We start from the raw sequence: 15,597 nt of genomic DNA on the forward strand, positions 1-15,597 counted from the left end.
CAGATAAAAAATAAGTAAATGAAGATTATACAAAAGATAGTAAAACCTATTTCGAAATCATGCAGTACACCTGTTCTTGCAAAAAACTTCTCTATGTGTATGGAGGAGATGTGTGTACCCTTATGTGAAGAAAAGCTTTATTGATTTTTTGTTTTAATAACAGAAAAGGAGGCTTTGGTAGAGCCTCCTTTTTTTGTATCGTTTTTTTAAGCAGCAAAAAAACGATAGATAATGTGTGTGCTGCTAAAAATAATAAAATTTTTAGTATAAATGAAAAGTATTAAACTTCGGCTACTAGTAAGTAGCTTGCTACTGTTGTGTAATGTGGCTTTAGCACAACAAGTAACTGTGACAGGTGTGGTAAGAGAGCAAGGGGGATTCTCTCTACCTGGTGTCTCAGTTATCGTTAAAAATTCTACGAAAGGAGTACAAACAGATTTAGATGGTAAGTATACTATCGATGTGAATGAAGGTGATGTGCTTCAGTTCGAATATGTAGGTTTTAAACCTCAGTCTATCACCGTGACTAAGCAGCGTGTAGTGAATATTAGCTTAGCAGAGGATGTAATAGGCTTAGACGATATCGTAATCGTGGCTTATGGTGCTCAAAAACAAAAAGCTGTAGTAGGTGCGATTAGTCAGATTAAGAGCGATGCTCTAGATAAGCAAGTGTCTACTTCTGTAGTGTCTGCACTACAAGGAACAGTAGCTGGAGTGAATATCATAAACTCTAACTCTCAACCTGGAGAGAGCCCTACAATACGCATTCGTGGTATCGGTTCTATCAATGCATCAGCAGATCCATTAATTATATTAGATGGGGCTCCGTATTCAGGATACATCAGCTCAATAAGTGCAGATCAGATAGAAAGTATCAACGTGCTGAAAGATGCGTCCTCTACAGCCTTATACGGTTCTCGTGGAGCTAATGGTGTAATCCTGATTAAAACAAAAATGGGTAAGCTAAATAGCCAACCAGACGTGAATATCAAGTTGAGTTCTGGAGTAGCATTCGATGCTGTGAAAACACATAAAGTTTTAGATACACGTGGGTATACACAGTATCTATGGGAAGCTAGAAAGAATAACTATCAGTATGTGTTAGGCCAAGATGAAGAGACAGCACGTAGAACGGCTTCAGATGGGTTAGTCAGTTACTTTGGTTATAACCCATTTGGAACAGATCAACCTGTGGATTATAATGGTAACTGGACAGTTAAGAATCCGCTGTTATGGGAGACGGATTGGAAAAAAGAGTTACAGAGAAACCAAGCGTTTAGAAATGAATATAATTTTAATGTAGCAGGAGGAGGTGATCGTACAACTTATTTTCTTTCAGGTAACTACTTAAACCAAGATGGAATGATTAAGACTTCGAACTTTGAGCGTACGACTGTTCGTCTTAATATAGAAAGTCAAGTGACAGATTGGTTACAATTAGGGGCTAATACTGCGTACTCTGCGTCTAATCAAAACTTCCCTGTACAGAGTGGTACTAATCTTTATAGTCCAATGGGATGGATCTATGCTATGCCTAGTGTGTATCCTGTATATAAAAGAGACTTAAATGGACAAGTAGTATATGATGCTCAAGGAAGTCTGATCTATGATTATGGTAATGCTTCAAGTAAAGATATTAATAGTGTTCGCCCTATCATGAGTGGTGAGAATGCTGCAGGGATATTACAAAACAATAGTACTGTAATTAGACGATCTACGACGAGTTGGAATGGTTTTGCTAAGTTAGATTTGGCTGAGGGGTTATATTTCAGAACTAATCTGTCTTATGAAAAGTATGACTATGACAATAAAGAGTACAACAACTCTCAGTATGGTCAGGCATCTAGTGTGAATGGTCGTGTACTTAGATTCAAGGATACGTCAGAGACATTGAACTTTATTAATGCATTGCACTATGATAAGACATTAGGTGAACACCATATTGCAGTAGATGGTATCTACGAGGCTTATAAATTTAAGAAAGATTTCTTTAATGCTTCTACTACAGGATTCTTACCTGGTAATACAGAGATAGGGAGTGGTACCTCATTAGAGGGTATCAATGGATATGATGTAGAGGATAGATTGACTAGTTATTTAGGAAGGGTGAGTTATGATTATGCAAATAAGTATTTTATAGAAGGATCGTTTAGACGTGATGCAAGTACTCGTTTTGATAAATCTGTTCGAAAAGGAAACTTCTACTCAGTAGGAGGATCTTGGATAGTGTCATCAGAAGATTTCTTAGTAGACAATAATACTATTGACTTATTAAAATTAAGAGTTTCTTATGGTGAGCTAGGAAATAATAATATCACAGGGAAGTATTTTCCTTACTTAAGGTTATTTGATACAGGTTATAATCAGTTAGATAATCCAGGGGTTGTATTAGGTGATTTAGCTGATCCATATTTGACATGGGAGAAAACAGCTTCATTCAATGCTGGTATCGATTTTAGTTTGTTTAACAATAGAATAGAAGGATCGGTTGATTATTATAAAAAGCGTTCTATAGATTTATTATTTGCTATTCCACAAGCTCCTTCTACTGGTAACTTAGAGATATTATCTAATGCTGGAACAATAGAAAACTATGGATTAGAGGTAAGCTTGACTTCTCATAATATACGTTCTGGCGATTGGAAATGGGATACTTCACTTAATTTCTCTATTGATAGAAATAAGATTAAATCACTGACGCAAGACAGTTTTATCAGTGGGTTAAATAGATGGGCAGAAGGTCGCTCTCTTTATGATTTCTATTTGAGAGATTGGGCTGGTGTAGATTCTAATGATGGATATGGAATGTGGTATAAGGATGTAGTGGATACAGATGGTCAAGTGATAGGAAGAGAAACTACAAAGGACTATAACGAGGCAACGCGTTACTATAATAAGTCTGCTCTTCCAAAACTAGTAGGAGGATTTAATACGGCTTTATCTTATAAAAACTTTGATTTTAGTGCATTCTTTAATTTTAGTTTAGGTGGTTATATTTATGATAATGATTATTCGGGATTAATGAATGGTATGTCTATAGGATATCAAAGTTCACCTGATATAGTTAATCGTTGGCAAAAGCCGGGTGATATTACGGATATCCCAGTACTTATTAACTCTACAAATAACTTTGCTGCAACATCTACTAGATTCCTGTATAAGAATGATTATTTAAGATTAAAAGCATTAACACTTGGGTATACTTTACCTATCGAAAGTTTAGGTAAGTTTAAATTAAAACAAGCAAGGGTATATGTGCAAGGAGAGAATTTATTGACTTTCCAGTCACATAAAGGTATCGATCCAGAGCAAGCAATTAACGGGGTGACTAACTATCGTGTGCCTCTATCTGCAACCCTATCTGTTGGATTAAATATTAATTTCTAAAAGAGTAAATACGTGATAAAATCAATAATAAAAAGTATCGTAGCTGTATTGTTTATTAGCACAGTTACAGGATGTTCATCAGATTTCTTAGATGATCCAAAACCAAAAGATAGTATATCTCCAGAAGTAGTCTTTGGGAGTAAAGAGGGGGCGACCTCATTCTTATCGGGAATTTTGAGATTACAGAGAAGCACTTTGATTAATGATGAAGCGTCTGGATTACATAGTATTTTATTTGCTCGAAGTGTAAAAGGAGCAGATTTGATACAAAAACAGATTTGGTTTGGCTCAGATTATGACTACCAGGTGTATTTAAGTACAGGGACTAGATCTAAGTTCTCATGGCGATTGCCTTATAGAATCATAGATCAAGTAAATAACTTTATTCAAGGAGTAGAAGAGAGTACAAAGATTAGTAAAGAAGATAAAGATGAGTTAATAGGTCAGGCTCTAGCTCTTAGAGGATATTATTACTTTCAATTGGCAATAGAGTTTGGAGATGCTTATTTATCTAATCAAAACGTAACATTTCCGCCGATATATACAGAGCCGACTACTATACCTAATCCATTTTCTACTAAGGAAGAGTTCTTTACTAGAATAGTAACTGACTTAGAAGAAGCTTCGTCTAGACTAGGAGGAGGTAGAATAAATAAATCGTATATCAATAAATCAGTAGCTCAAGCATTTTTAGCTCAAGTATATCAATATATGGGTAAATGGGATCTAGCTAAGAAGAATGCGAATGAAGCTTATGGAGGAAATATACTAAAAGTATTGAATGCAGAAGATTACAACAAAGGCTTTGATACGATGAGTGCGACAGAGTGGTTATGGGCATTGCCTCAGAGTGCTGATCAGTCTGTGTATTATAAATCACATCCACACGCTATGATGGATCATATAGCGGTAGCTTATCACGGTACGTTTATCAATGATGAGTTTGTGAAATATTTTAGCCCAACAGATGTGCGAAACTTGTTTAGTAATTTTTACGAAAAGCCTAAAGGAGATTGGCAAGAGTATGTGACTTCTAAGTTTAAATTCACATTCGAAGCTGATTTACCAGTTATCAGATATCCTGAATTGGTATTAATAGAAGCTGAAGCAGAATATCATTTAGGCAATGAAAGAAAGTCAAAAGAGATATTAGATGCTATTCGTCTAAATAGAGATGCAAAAGCTAAAGCTACAAGTGCTACTGGTACAGCGTTACTAGATGTAATCTTATTAGAGAGAAGAAAAGAATTATATGGAGAATGCGGAGTAGAGTGGTTCGATGCTAAGCGATTATTAAGAGGAATCACTCGTACAGGTAATCACAGAACTGTAGTATCTCTTCCTGCACAGGATAAACGCTTCCAGTTAGTCATTCCTCAAGAAGAGTTAGATGCTCGTAATTAATTGAATATTTATTTTTAAAAAAAGTATCCATTTTAGAATGGTATTTGGTTGTTGTTTTTAGTTAGCGTAAGAGGTTGTCATTCGTGACAACCTCTTTTTTTGTGTGGGTTGAGGTATAAAAAAAACACCTCTACTAAGAGGTGTTTTTGCTTATTGTGTAATCTCTCTAAAGAGACTTTCTAGATTTTTGTTTTTTACTTGCATGGATAGTGTTTTAAGTCCATTCTCTTGAGCGAAGTCATATACAGTAGGTCTATAATCATTATCTATAGGGAACACTAATTCCCACTGTGTGTCATGAATATGATTTGCACGGATAAGGTTAGGGATTCTATCTATAAACTGAACCTCTATTTTAAAGTCAAATTCAACAGCTATTATCTGTTCATTTTGATTCTCTAACATAGATGAAAGCATTTGATCTGCTACTATTTGTCCTTTTTTGATAATAATCACACGGTCACAAATAGCTTCTACTTCTTGCATAATATGTGTAGAAAGAAACACAGTTTTGTCCTTACCAATGTTTTTAATTAATTCTCTAATTTCTACTAATTGATTAGGGTCTAATCCTGTTGTAGGTTCATCTAAGATAAGTACCTCTGGATCGTGAAGAAGAGCGGTGGCTAATCCTACACGCTGTCTATATCCTTTAGATAATTCACCTATTCGCTTATGCGCTTCAGGGGTTAGACCTGTTAGGTTAATTACTTCGTCAATTCTACTTTTAGCTACTTTATAAATATCAGCATTGAACTGTAAATACTCTCTCACATACATCTCTAAGTACAGCGGATTGTGCTCTGGTAAATAACCTATAGAACGTTGTACATTTCGCTGTTCTGTCTCTACGTTAAAGTCATTGACATAAGCTTGACCTTCATCACTGTGAATGTATGTCGTTAGAATCTTCATTAGTGTAGACTTACCTGCCCCATTAGGGCCTAAAAAACCAGCTATTTGACCTTTTGGGATAGAGAAACTAATACTGTCTAAGGCTTTTTGTTCGCCATAAAACTTGCTTATATTTTTAACCTGTAGTGACATTATCTTGATTTATATGATAGTAACAAAAGTATATATTTAATGTGAAAATCCGAAAGAAACACTGAATACAATAATACCTATTACAATCAATGTAATAAATACATATAGCCAATCTTTCTCTAAGAAAAACGATAAAAGTGATAGAAATATTCTAAGTACAGGTGTTAAAAATAAAAGTAATATCCCCAAGAAGATAATAGACTCCCCATCTATCTGGGCTACACCTGATAAAATATTGTTTATAACGTTGATTATATTATCATCTTTCTCTATAAAATTAGTGAAGTTTACTTGTTCACTTCCTTTACTAGAAAAAAGAATAATGCCTCCTATACCAGCAACAGATAGGGCAGTCCATACTCCATATCGCAGTACATTACCAATTATAGATTGTAAGTCTGTATCTGAAAATTTAGTTGTTCCCATAATCTTATATATTACCTACTACTCCGTTATAAATCATATTAATCGCTAAAGCTAAGATTAGAAAAGCAAAGAATACTTTTAGTTTTTTAGGGTTGGCTTTTAGAAGTACTTTGGCTCCTACCATTGCCCCAACTAATACACCTATTATTACAGGCATGCAGATAGAGGGCTCTATATATCCTTTTTGAATATAGATAACAGAACTAGCAATAGCTGTTACTCCCATCATAAAGTTACTTGTCGTAGTAGATACTTTAAAGGGAATCTTCATAATAGAGTCCATAGCGATTACTTTAAAAGCACCTGAGCCAATACCTAAAAGCCCAGACATCATTCCTGCAATCCCCATCATGCTAAATCCTCCAATGATATTCTTCATACCATATTTTACAGTTGTACCACTAGGGGTAGGGTATGTACTAACTAGTTTTAAGTTATGAGCAAGTTTACTTGAGTTCTCAGGAGTAACCAAGTGGTCTTCTTTTTTTCGAAGAGAATTGATAGAAGAAAAAGTAAGAGTTAATCCAAAAATAACTGCAAGGACAGAAGTATTCGCATTCGTAGAGATAATAGCTCCTATAACTGCACCCGCAGTAGTGGCTATTTCTAGAAACATTCCTAATCTCATATTGGTAATTCCTTCTTTGACATAGGCTGAAGCTGATCCTGAAGAAGTCGCTATTACAGCAACTAAGGCAGTTCCAATAGCATAATGCATATCAACACCTAAGAATACAGATAACAAAGGAATGATTATTATACCGCCACCTAGTCCTGATAAAGAGCCTATGAAGCCTGCTGCAAATGCTCCTAAGAACATGATCAGCGTGAAAGTTAATAAGGTCATTTTTTATATTATTTTGTTCTTAAGTGGTTAAAAGTAATTATTTATCAAATAAATATCGAATAAAAGGCCAACTTTATAATTTAAAATAATATATTAGAGTCTTTTTTTGACAGTTTTGGTAAGTACAAAACCAAAGTTGTAAAAACGTCATTATATGTAAATACAAATTAATAATTAACCAATGGAAAAACTAAACATTAACAAGGATTGGTTGTCTTTATTCCAAGGACAAAATCCTGCAATAATTGCAGGTCCTTGTAGTGCGGAAACGCCAGAGCAAGTCATGAGAATCGCTAAGTCACTGCCAAAAGAGGTTAAAGTCTATCGCGCTGGGATTTGGAAACCTCGTACTCGTCCAGGTGGATTTGAAGGAGTAGGTGCCATTGGATTGAAATGGTTACAACAAGTTAAAGCTGAGACAGGAATGTTATTAGCTACTGAGGTTGCAACCGCAGAACACGTACAATTGTGCTTAGAGCACGATATTGACATCTTATGGATTGGGGCACGTACTGCCGTAAATCCTTTTGCTGTTCAAGAAATTGCAGATGTACTTAGAGGTACTGACAAAGTTGTTTTGTTAAAGAATCCAGTGAATCCGGACTTATCTTTATGGATGGGTGGAGTAGAGAGACTTGCAGAAGCAGGTATTACTAAATTAGGAGTTATTCACAGAGGGTTTAGTACTTATGAGAAAACGAAGTATCGCAATATCCCTGAGTGGCAAATCCCAATTGATCTAAAATTACATTTACCTAATATTCCTATTTTCTGTGATCCATCACATATTACAGGTAATAGAGATAAAATATTAGGTGTATCTCAGCAAGCATTAGATCTTAACTATGAAGGATTAATGATAGAGACACACTGTGATCCTGATAATGCATGGAGTGATGCTGCTCAACAAGTAACACCTGATCAACTAGGAGATATTATTTCTAAATTACAAGTGAGAAACGTAACGGATGAAACTGAAGAGTTCTTACAACAAATACAAGCTCATCGTATCCAAATCGATGATATGGATAGTAAGTTACTTGATCTATTGAGAAAACGTATGGCTATCTCTGATGCAATCGGAACATTGAAGAAAGAGAAAAACGTAGCTGTATTCCAACAAGATCGTTGGTTGAAAATTCTTGAAAAGATGCAAGAAGAAGGTAAACATATCGGATTTACAGAAGAGTTTATCACTGCTATATATACTGCTATTCACCAAGAGAGTATTCATAGACAAGATAAAATTATCAACAAATAGTAGTTGGTAATGTGAATTATAGAAGGGCTTTTACAGATGTAAAGGCCCTTTCTTTGTTTAAAGTATTGTATAGTAATGAATCAGGTTAACTAAGAATTGTCTTTAATCCTGTTTAAGGAACATATTTTTTGAAGTATATTTGCCATATGAATGGTATAGTTTACAAATCAACAGGTAGTTGGTACTCAGTGAAAGGTGAAGACGGCGTATTTTATGACTGTCGAATTAAAGGTAAGTTTAGGATTAAAGGTATTAAAAGTACTAATCCAATTGCTGTAGGTGACCATGTTCGCTTTGAACTAGAAACTACAAACGATGTTACTACGGGGGTTATTAATGATATAAAACCTCGTAAGAATTATGTCGTTCGTAAGTCTGTAAACTTATCTAAGCAAGTACATATTCTTGCTTCTAACATTGATACTCTATTCTTAATTGTAACCATAAATAATCCTGTTACGACTACAAGTTTTATTGACAGATTCTTGGTGACTGCTGAGGCTTATGGAATTAAGACAGTATTAGTATTTAATAAAATAGATACTTATTCTGAAGATGCTTTAGATGAGCAGTTGTACATGCAATATATTTATTCTCAGATTGGTTATGAATGTTTAAGAGTATCTGCTGTCACAGGGAAAGGAATAGATGCTATTAAAGAAAGAATGGTAGGTAAGGTATCTACATTTACAGGGCATTCTGGAGTAGGAAAGTCTACTTTAATCAATGCTATAGAACCAGGATTACACTTAAAGACGGCTCAAATCTCAGAACAACATCAACAAGGACAGCATACTACGACATTCGCAGAGATGTTTGACTTATCATTCGATGCTAAGATTATTGATACTCCAGGTGTTAGAGGATTTGGTGTGGTAGATATGGAACCACAAGAAGTAGGTGACTATTTTCCTGAGTTTTTTGCTTTAAAGGATCAGTGTAAGTTTAATAATTGCTTGCATAGAGAAGAACCATACTGTGCTGTAAAGGACGCATTGGATAGAGATGAATTAGCCTGGTCTAGGTATAAGACTTATATTCAGATTCTAGATGGAGAAGAAGAACATTATCGAACAGATATATATAAAGATGGAAAGAACCAAGACGAATAGTCTTGGTTTTTTTATTTTTCATATTTTGTATTTGTTAAGTTTTTTTTAACGTAATTTGTGAATCTAACCTTACACTCACAATATTATAATGAAGAAGTATCTGTTTTTTTTCTTTTTCTTATGTTGCTCAATTTTTGCACAAGAAAAATATGCTGTATCTAATATTGACAATAGTTTTAAAGAGAATGCATATACTATTGTAAATGAAGATATAATAAGTGTAGATATTTTAGCTATAGATAAATTTGTAAAGAAGACTAGAAAGGTAGTTACTGTCTTATCAGAAAGGGGGCTAGGTAATCTTGACTTTAGTGAACTTTATGATAAAAGTAATAAAATAAAATTTCTTCAAGTTACTCATTTAGATACAAAAGGCAAAGTACTTAAGGTATTCAATAAAAAGGAATTTAAAGATTATTCCTTAAGTCAAGGAATGTCTATTGTTGACTCTAGAGTTTTGTCCTTTGAGTTTAAACCTGTACAATATCCGGTAGTGTTTATATATGAGAGTATAGTAGAATCACGTAATACTGCTTTTTTACCAAAATGGCATCCTATTCAGTACTATTCTGAGGCACTCCTTTCTTCAAGTTTTACTATTGAGAATAGTAGTGGAATACCGATATCTTCATTGTTATATAATCCAGACCTTACAAAGGTTAATAAATTAGAGGAAGGAAATAAGATAGTTTATACAATAAATGATTTTAAAGCTATTAGTAATGAAAGCTATATTCCTAATGCTAAGAGTTTAGTGCCTTATGTTATTACAACTTTAGAGAAAGTTAGTTTAGAGGGGATTAAAGGAGAATTTTCTACATGGGAACAATTAGGTACATGGTATCATACTAATTTTATAGAAGGTACAGAGAATTTAAATCCAGAAACTCAGAGTAAAGTGAAAGAGTTAGTCAATGGTTTAGTTGATGATATAGCTAAAGCAAAAGTACTTTATGAGTATATGCAAAGTCATACTAGATATATAAGTATTCAACTAGGGGTTGGAGGTTGGAAACCTATGTTGGCAAATGAAGTAGAAAAGTTAGGTTATGGAGATTGTAAAGGACTAAGTAATTATTATCGTGCTTTGCTAAAAGTTGCAGGAGTACAAAGTTTTCCTGTAGTAGTATATGGGGCATCTAGTCCGATTGACATAAAAGAGGAGTCAATCTGTTTACAAGGTAACCATATGATTATTGCAATACCTTTAAAAGATGGAGGATATCAATGGGTAGAATGTACTAATAATCAGCAACCTTTTGGGTTTATAGGAGGTTTTACGGATAGTAGAAAAGTTCTTGTAATAAAGGAAAAAGGAAGTGAAATAGTCGATACTAAAACTTATACACTAGAAGAAAGTACTCAAAATAGTAATAGTAAATATATTTTAAAGGCTAATGGAGATCTAGAAGCTTCTGTTCATATTGTTTCAAAAGGTTTACAGTTTGACAATCGGGAACATACTTTCTATATGAATTTAAAAGATAAGGAAAAATACTATAAACGAATGTTTTTACCTCTTACTATTCATCAATTTGATCGCTTGAATGTAGAAATTAATAATAAGGATATTATTTTAGAAGAAGACTTTGATTTCATAGGAGTAAAATATGCTACTAAACTAGGAAATCGCCTTGTACTCTCTCTAAATAATTGGAATGCTACTAGTATAAATATGACTAATAGTAAAACTAGAAAACTACCTCTCTATATTATAAAATCATGGAAAGATGTAGATACTGTAGAATTAATTATACCAGAAGGATATGTAATTGATAATCTACCTGAAAATATTAGTTTATCTAGTAAGTATGGTGAATATCAATCTACTTATGAAGTAAAAGAAAATAAAGTTTATTATACTAGAATGCAGTTGGCATATAAAGGACTTTATACTGTGTCTGATTATGAATTGTTTAAACAGTATAAAGAAGCGATACAAAAGTATGATCAATCGAAAGTAGTATTGAAATTAAATCAGTAAATCAGATGAAAAAGTTTTTACAAATTATAGTATGTAGCTTAATATGCATTAGTGTATGTAATGTTCATGCTCAGAAGATTTTAGGTAAAGTAACTATAGAGGAACTTAATAATATGGAGGATACTATTGAACCTGATGCTGAAGCTGCAATATTAGCGGAATCAGGTAAAGTGTATTTTGAATATATTCCAACTGTTGGGTTTAAGTTGATCAAAGAGGTTAATCGTAAATTAAAAATATATAAAAAGGAAGGATTGTCTTTCGCAGATTTTCAAGTAGCATATTATGTAGGGAAGAATGTGACTGAGTCTGTACGAATTAATGATGTGTATATTTATAACTTGAATGAAGGGAAAATTCAAAAAACTAAAGTAAAGTCGAGTGCTATATTTGATGAGAAAGAAGATGAGAATTGGAAAGTAAAGAAAGTTGTAGTACCAGATGTTCGAGAAGGGTCTATTGTGGAATATAGTTATACAGTTACTAGTGATTATTTTAGTTATATTCCAACATGGAATTTCCAAAGTAATATTCCTATTCATGCATCTAATTACGAAGTGCAATTACCAGAATTCTTTATTTATACCTCTGGAATAACTGGTGATATGAAGATCAATACTAAAAAGGAGACTGATAGAAAAAAAATATTTTTACCAAGTAGTAACACTAATAATGCAGTAGCATTTTATTATATGCAAACTACAAACTATTATAGTGTTACTGATGTAAAGCCACTAAAGCAAGAACCTTTTATAGATAATATAGATAATTATAGGTCTTCTGTTAAACACGACCTTTCTATTATTAGGATTCCTAATGAGCAGGCACAAATTATTTCACTTAATGAAGCTGATTTAGTTAAATATATATACGAAAACCCTTCTTTTGCTGAGCAATTCAAAATTGAAAAACAGCTTAGTAAGTATATCAATTTGAATGATTATAAGGATTTAGATAATAAAAGTAAAATAGAAAAAGTTTTATCTAGAACTAAGGAAGTAATATCATGGAATGAGAAAAATGGTTATTATTCATCTGACTTAAAAAAAGCCTTAGAGAAAAAAACAGGTAATTATGCAGATGTAAATTTTACTTTATTAACAATGTTGCGTTATGTTGGGATAGAAGCATATCCTGTTTTAGTTAGTTCTATTAATAATGGTACAAGTATTTCTTTACAAAAAACATCTTATGATAGAGTAATAGTTGGAGCATTGTTGGATGCAGAACTTGTTTTATTAGATGCAACAGAAAAGTTAGGAGCCATTAATGTAATTCGAACTACAAATCTTAATTGGAATGGATTATTGATACAAGATAAAGATAAGTTTAAAGAGATAAGCATGACTCCGAATACTTATTCATTGATCTCGGAAAATTATACACTAAGTATTAATGAAAATGGAGTAGCAATAGGTAGGGGACTAGAGCAGTATAGAGATTACTCTTCTTTATGGCTTAGAAAGGATATTGTAGGGAAAAGTAACGATGCTATTATTAAATTTTTTGAAGAGAGCTTTAATAATGTAGAGGTAGTCCATTTATCTGTTCAAGAAAAAGAAAACTCAAAAGCTCCTTTAGTTGTTAAATATAGTATGTCTCAAAAGGATGCAGGTACAGTTATTGGCAATGAATTATATATAAAACCAAGTGCCTTATTTAATTATCAGACAAACCCCTTTACTGCAAAAGAGAGAAACTTGCCTATTAATTTCATTTATCCATTAGTTTACTTATACAAATACTCTCTAGCTATACCACAATATTATGATATAGAATATTTACCAGAAAGTATAAGTTTTAACGATGAAGAGATAGGTTTAGGGCTAGACTATAAAATACAGAAAGAAGGGAATAATGTTATATGTAATATACAGTTTACAAGAGGAAGTTTTATTGAAGCTAAGAATTACTCTAAAGTGCAAACATTCTACACAAAGATGTTTGAAAAGTTAGAAGACCAGATAATATTTAAAAAGAAGTAAATTAAAACCAAGACGAATAGTCTTGGTTTTTTTATGAATTTAAAGTAGTAGTCTGATTAATTAAGAATCTTTTTGGTGTAAGTCCTCTTGCTATGTTGTATAATTGTGGTAAATTTTGACTTTATAATTACTACCACAAAAAATAAGATAATGAATAAAATAGCCTGTTTTTTATTTGTATTAATATGTTGTCTACAGACACCTTCTTATGGACAAGATTTCTTAGGAAAAGTAAAGCCAGCTGAGTTAGCAGAACTTAGCAATACTTCTTTTGCTAAGGATAAAGCAGTCATACTACAAGAAGAAGTTAGAGTAGATTTTGAATATTCTGATGAATATGGTTTTAGAGTAAATGAGACTGTATCACGTAAAATAAAATTATATGATGAGGTAGCTAAGGAAAAGTTGAAGTTCGTAGTTCCTTATTCACCTAAAGGGTACGCAAGAGAGGATATGACTATTAATGTGTCTAATATATATCGATTAGTAGACGGTAAAGTGGTAAAACAGAAATCTCCAAAACAAAATCTAATTGATGAAGATAAAGGTAATTGGAGAGAGAAGGGTGTGAGTTATAATGATGCGAAAGCAGGAGATATTATAGAGTATTCGTATATTAAATCTACGAACTATATAGATGAGTTACCAGAGTGGTATATACAGAGTGATATGCCTAAAGAAAGCGCCAGTTATAAAGTAGTAGTACCAGAGTACTTTTTATATAGCATCATAAAAAAAGGAGATATAAAACTAACAGAACAAGAGTATAATAGAAGAGTCTCTTTTCGTGGAGTGAATGGCTTTATGATTAAGTCTGAAATCAATGCTATAGAAAAAACATATAAAGCACAATTAGTACCTTCTTTTATTGTAGAACCTTATCTAGATAATCCAGCTAACTATATTTCAACAGTGCGTTTCGATTTACAACAAGTACATTTCCCAGGTAATTCTGCGGAAAAAGTAATGCAAACGGAGAAAGAGTTTTATGCTGACTTACTTAAAAATAGAGGGTTTGGTAAAGAATTAAAACAAGATAAGTTTCTTAAAAAAGAAATTAACCTAGAAGAATATAAGGGACTAAGTATAGAAGCTCAGATTTCAAAACTATTAAATGTAGTACAGAGTCGAGTAACGTGGAATCAAGAATATGGACTTTTCACACAGAATGGTATCAAAACTACTTTCTATAAAGGGACTGGAAATAGTGCTGATGTGAACTTACTATTGACAGCCATGCTAAGATATGTTGGTATAAAAGCTAATCCAGTATTATTGAGTACTAGAAGTAATGGTGTGAAAACCGCTTGGCAACGCAACTATTATAACCATATTATTACTGCTATAGAAGCTGATAATAGTATTTATTTAGTAGATGCTACGAATAAGTATACGACTCTTAATATCTTATCATTAGATGATTTAAATGGTACAGGTACTATACTATACGACACTGGGGCTATTATTAAAGTGAATCTAATGCCTCAGTTCATTTCTAGTAAAGAAGTGAAGTATCAGATCACTCCTAATTTGAATGGAAGTATTTCAGGTCAGATTATAGAGAACTATAAAAACTATCGTGCTCTAGAGTTTAGAAATATGTATGATGGAAGTGAATGGAGATTTGGGAAGTGGTACGAGAGTCAGTACGTAGGGATGAATGTAAGTAGTACACGTGTGTATAATGGTGATAATAATGAGAAGGATGTAAGAGCAGTATTCTCGTTCAGTAAGCAGAATGGTGTATTGTTTCTTAATGATAAGTATATTATTAATCCATTTCAGTTCTACCCATTGTATTCTAATCCATTTAAAAACGAATATAGAAACAATCCTATTTACATAGGGTATCCAGAGTTAGACAATTATCTAATGGGCATAGTGATTCCAGAAGGGTATAAAGTAAGTACTCTACCTCAAAACTTTACTTTAAAAAGTGAGCAGACAGGTCTAGAAGTACAAACTAAATTTGAGGTAAAAGACAATCAAGTACTGTGTAGTTTGATTTTTATTAAAGCTAAAGGAGTGATTGCTTCAAAAGACTATGACAGCGTGAGAGATATGTATACTCAATTATTAGAACAGTTAAAAACACAAGTTACATTAGAGAAGAAATAAAAATAAGGCTACCTAAATCAGGTAGC

The 15,597-nt window shown here is 32.9% G+C and carries 10 protein-coding genes; 7 read left to right on the top strand and 3 right to left on the bottom strand.

The genetic code is table 11. From position 1 onward, the window contains the following. The first annotated feature begins 270 nt into the window (after window positions 1-270). Together BK054_RS08695 and BK054_RS08700 are read left to right on the top strand one after the other, a co-directional pair. Entirely contained in the window at window positions 271-3,387 is a 3,117-nt protein-coding gene (locus tag BK054_RS08695) for a SusC/RagA family TonB-linked outer membrane protein (RefSeq protein ID WP_058699306.1), read from the top strand. Window positions 3,388-3,399: 12 nt separating this feature from the next. Continuing rightward, on the top strand, window positions 3,400-4,791 hold the full coding sequence (locus tag BK054_RS08700; RefSeq protein WP_016650211.1) for a RagB/SusD family nutrient uptake outer membrane protein: 1,392 nt from the start codon (window positions 3,400-3,402) through the stop codon (window positions 4,789-4,791). Between the two features lie 150 nt (window positions 4,792-4,941). On the opposite strand, the gene gldA is transcribed toward BK054_RS08700, so the two are convergent. From gldA to BK054_RS08715, 3 genes are read right to left on the bottom strand one after another with little or no spacing between them, the layout of a single operon-like run. Continuing rightward, a complete protein-coding gene (gldA, locus tag BK054_RS08705) occupies window positions 4,942-5,838 on the bottom strand; it encodes a gliding motility-associated ABC transporter ATP-binding subunit GldA (RefSeq protein ID WP_006262862.1) in 897 nt (298 codons plus the stop codon). A 36-nt stretch (window positions 5,839-5,874) separates the two neighbouring features. Continuing rightward, window positions 5,875-6,264 carry a DUF1634 domain-containing protein gene (locus BK054_RS08710; RefSeq protein WP_006262863.1) on the bottom strand — a complete coding sequence of 130 codons (390 nt, stop codon included), beginning with the start codon at window positions 6,262-6,264 and terminating at the stop codon, window positions 5,875-5,877. Between the two features lie 4 nt (window positions 6,265-6,268). Continuing rightward, window positions 6,269-7,111, bottom strand: a complete 843-nt coding sequence (locus BK054_RS08715) for a sulfite exporter TauE/SafE family protein (protein WP_006262864.1) — start codon at window positions 7,109-7,111, stop codon at window positions 6,269-6,271. Window positions 7,112-7,292: 181 nt separating this feature from the next. Between BK054_RS08715 and BK054_RS08720 the strand changes: the two genes are divergently transcribed. The 5 genes from BK054_RS08720 (at window position 7,293) to BK054_RS08740 (ending at window position 15,571) form a co-directional block, all read left to right on the top strand. Then, on the top strand, window positions 7,293-8,372 hold the full coding sequence (locus BK054_RS08720; protein ID WP_006257233.1) for a chorismate mutase: 1,080 nt from the start codon (window positions 7,293-7,295) through the stop codon (window positions 8,370-8,372). A 146-nt stretch (window positions 8,373-8,518) separates the two neighbouring features. After that, window positions 8,519-9,484 carry a ribosome small subunit-dependent GTPase A gene (gene rsgA, locus BK054_RS08725; RefSeq protein WP_006257232.1) on the top strand — a complete coding sequence of 322 codons (966 nt, stop codon included), beginning with the start codon at window positions 8,519-8,521 and terminating at the stop codon, window positions 9,482-9,484. Between the two features lie 88 nt (window positions 9,485-9,572). Next, window positions 9,573-11,468 carry a DUF3857 domain-containing protein gene (locus tag BK054_RS08730; RefSeq protein ID WP_006266375.1) on the top strand — a complete coding sequence of 632 codons (1,896 nt, stop codon included), beginning with the start codon at window positions 9,573-9,575 and terminating at the stop codon, window positions 11,466-11,468. 5 nt (window positions 11,469-11,473) lie between these two features. After that, window positions 11,474-13,453 (top strand): DUF3857 domain-containing protein, encoded by a 1,980-nt coding sequence (locus tag BK054_RS08735; RefSeq protein ID WP_058699307.1) that lies wholly within the window; start codon window positions 11,474-11,476, stop codon window positions 13,451-13,453. A gap of 150 nt (window positions 13,454-13,603) precedes the next feature. Further along, window positions 13,604-15,571 (top strand): DUF3857 domain-containing protein, encoded by a 1,968-nt coding sequence (locus tag BK054_RS08740; protein WP_058699308.1) that lies wholly within the window; start codon window positions 13,604-13,606, stop codon window positions 15,569-15,571. Window positions 15,572-15,597: the final 26 nt, after the last annotated feature.

This window comes from Myroides sp. ZB35, from assembly GCF_001865835.1.
In the GTDB taxonomy this organism is placed as follows: Bacteria; Bacteroidota; Bacteroidia; order Flavobacteriales; family Flavobacteriaceae; genus Flavobacterium; species Flavobacterium odoratimimum.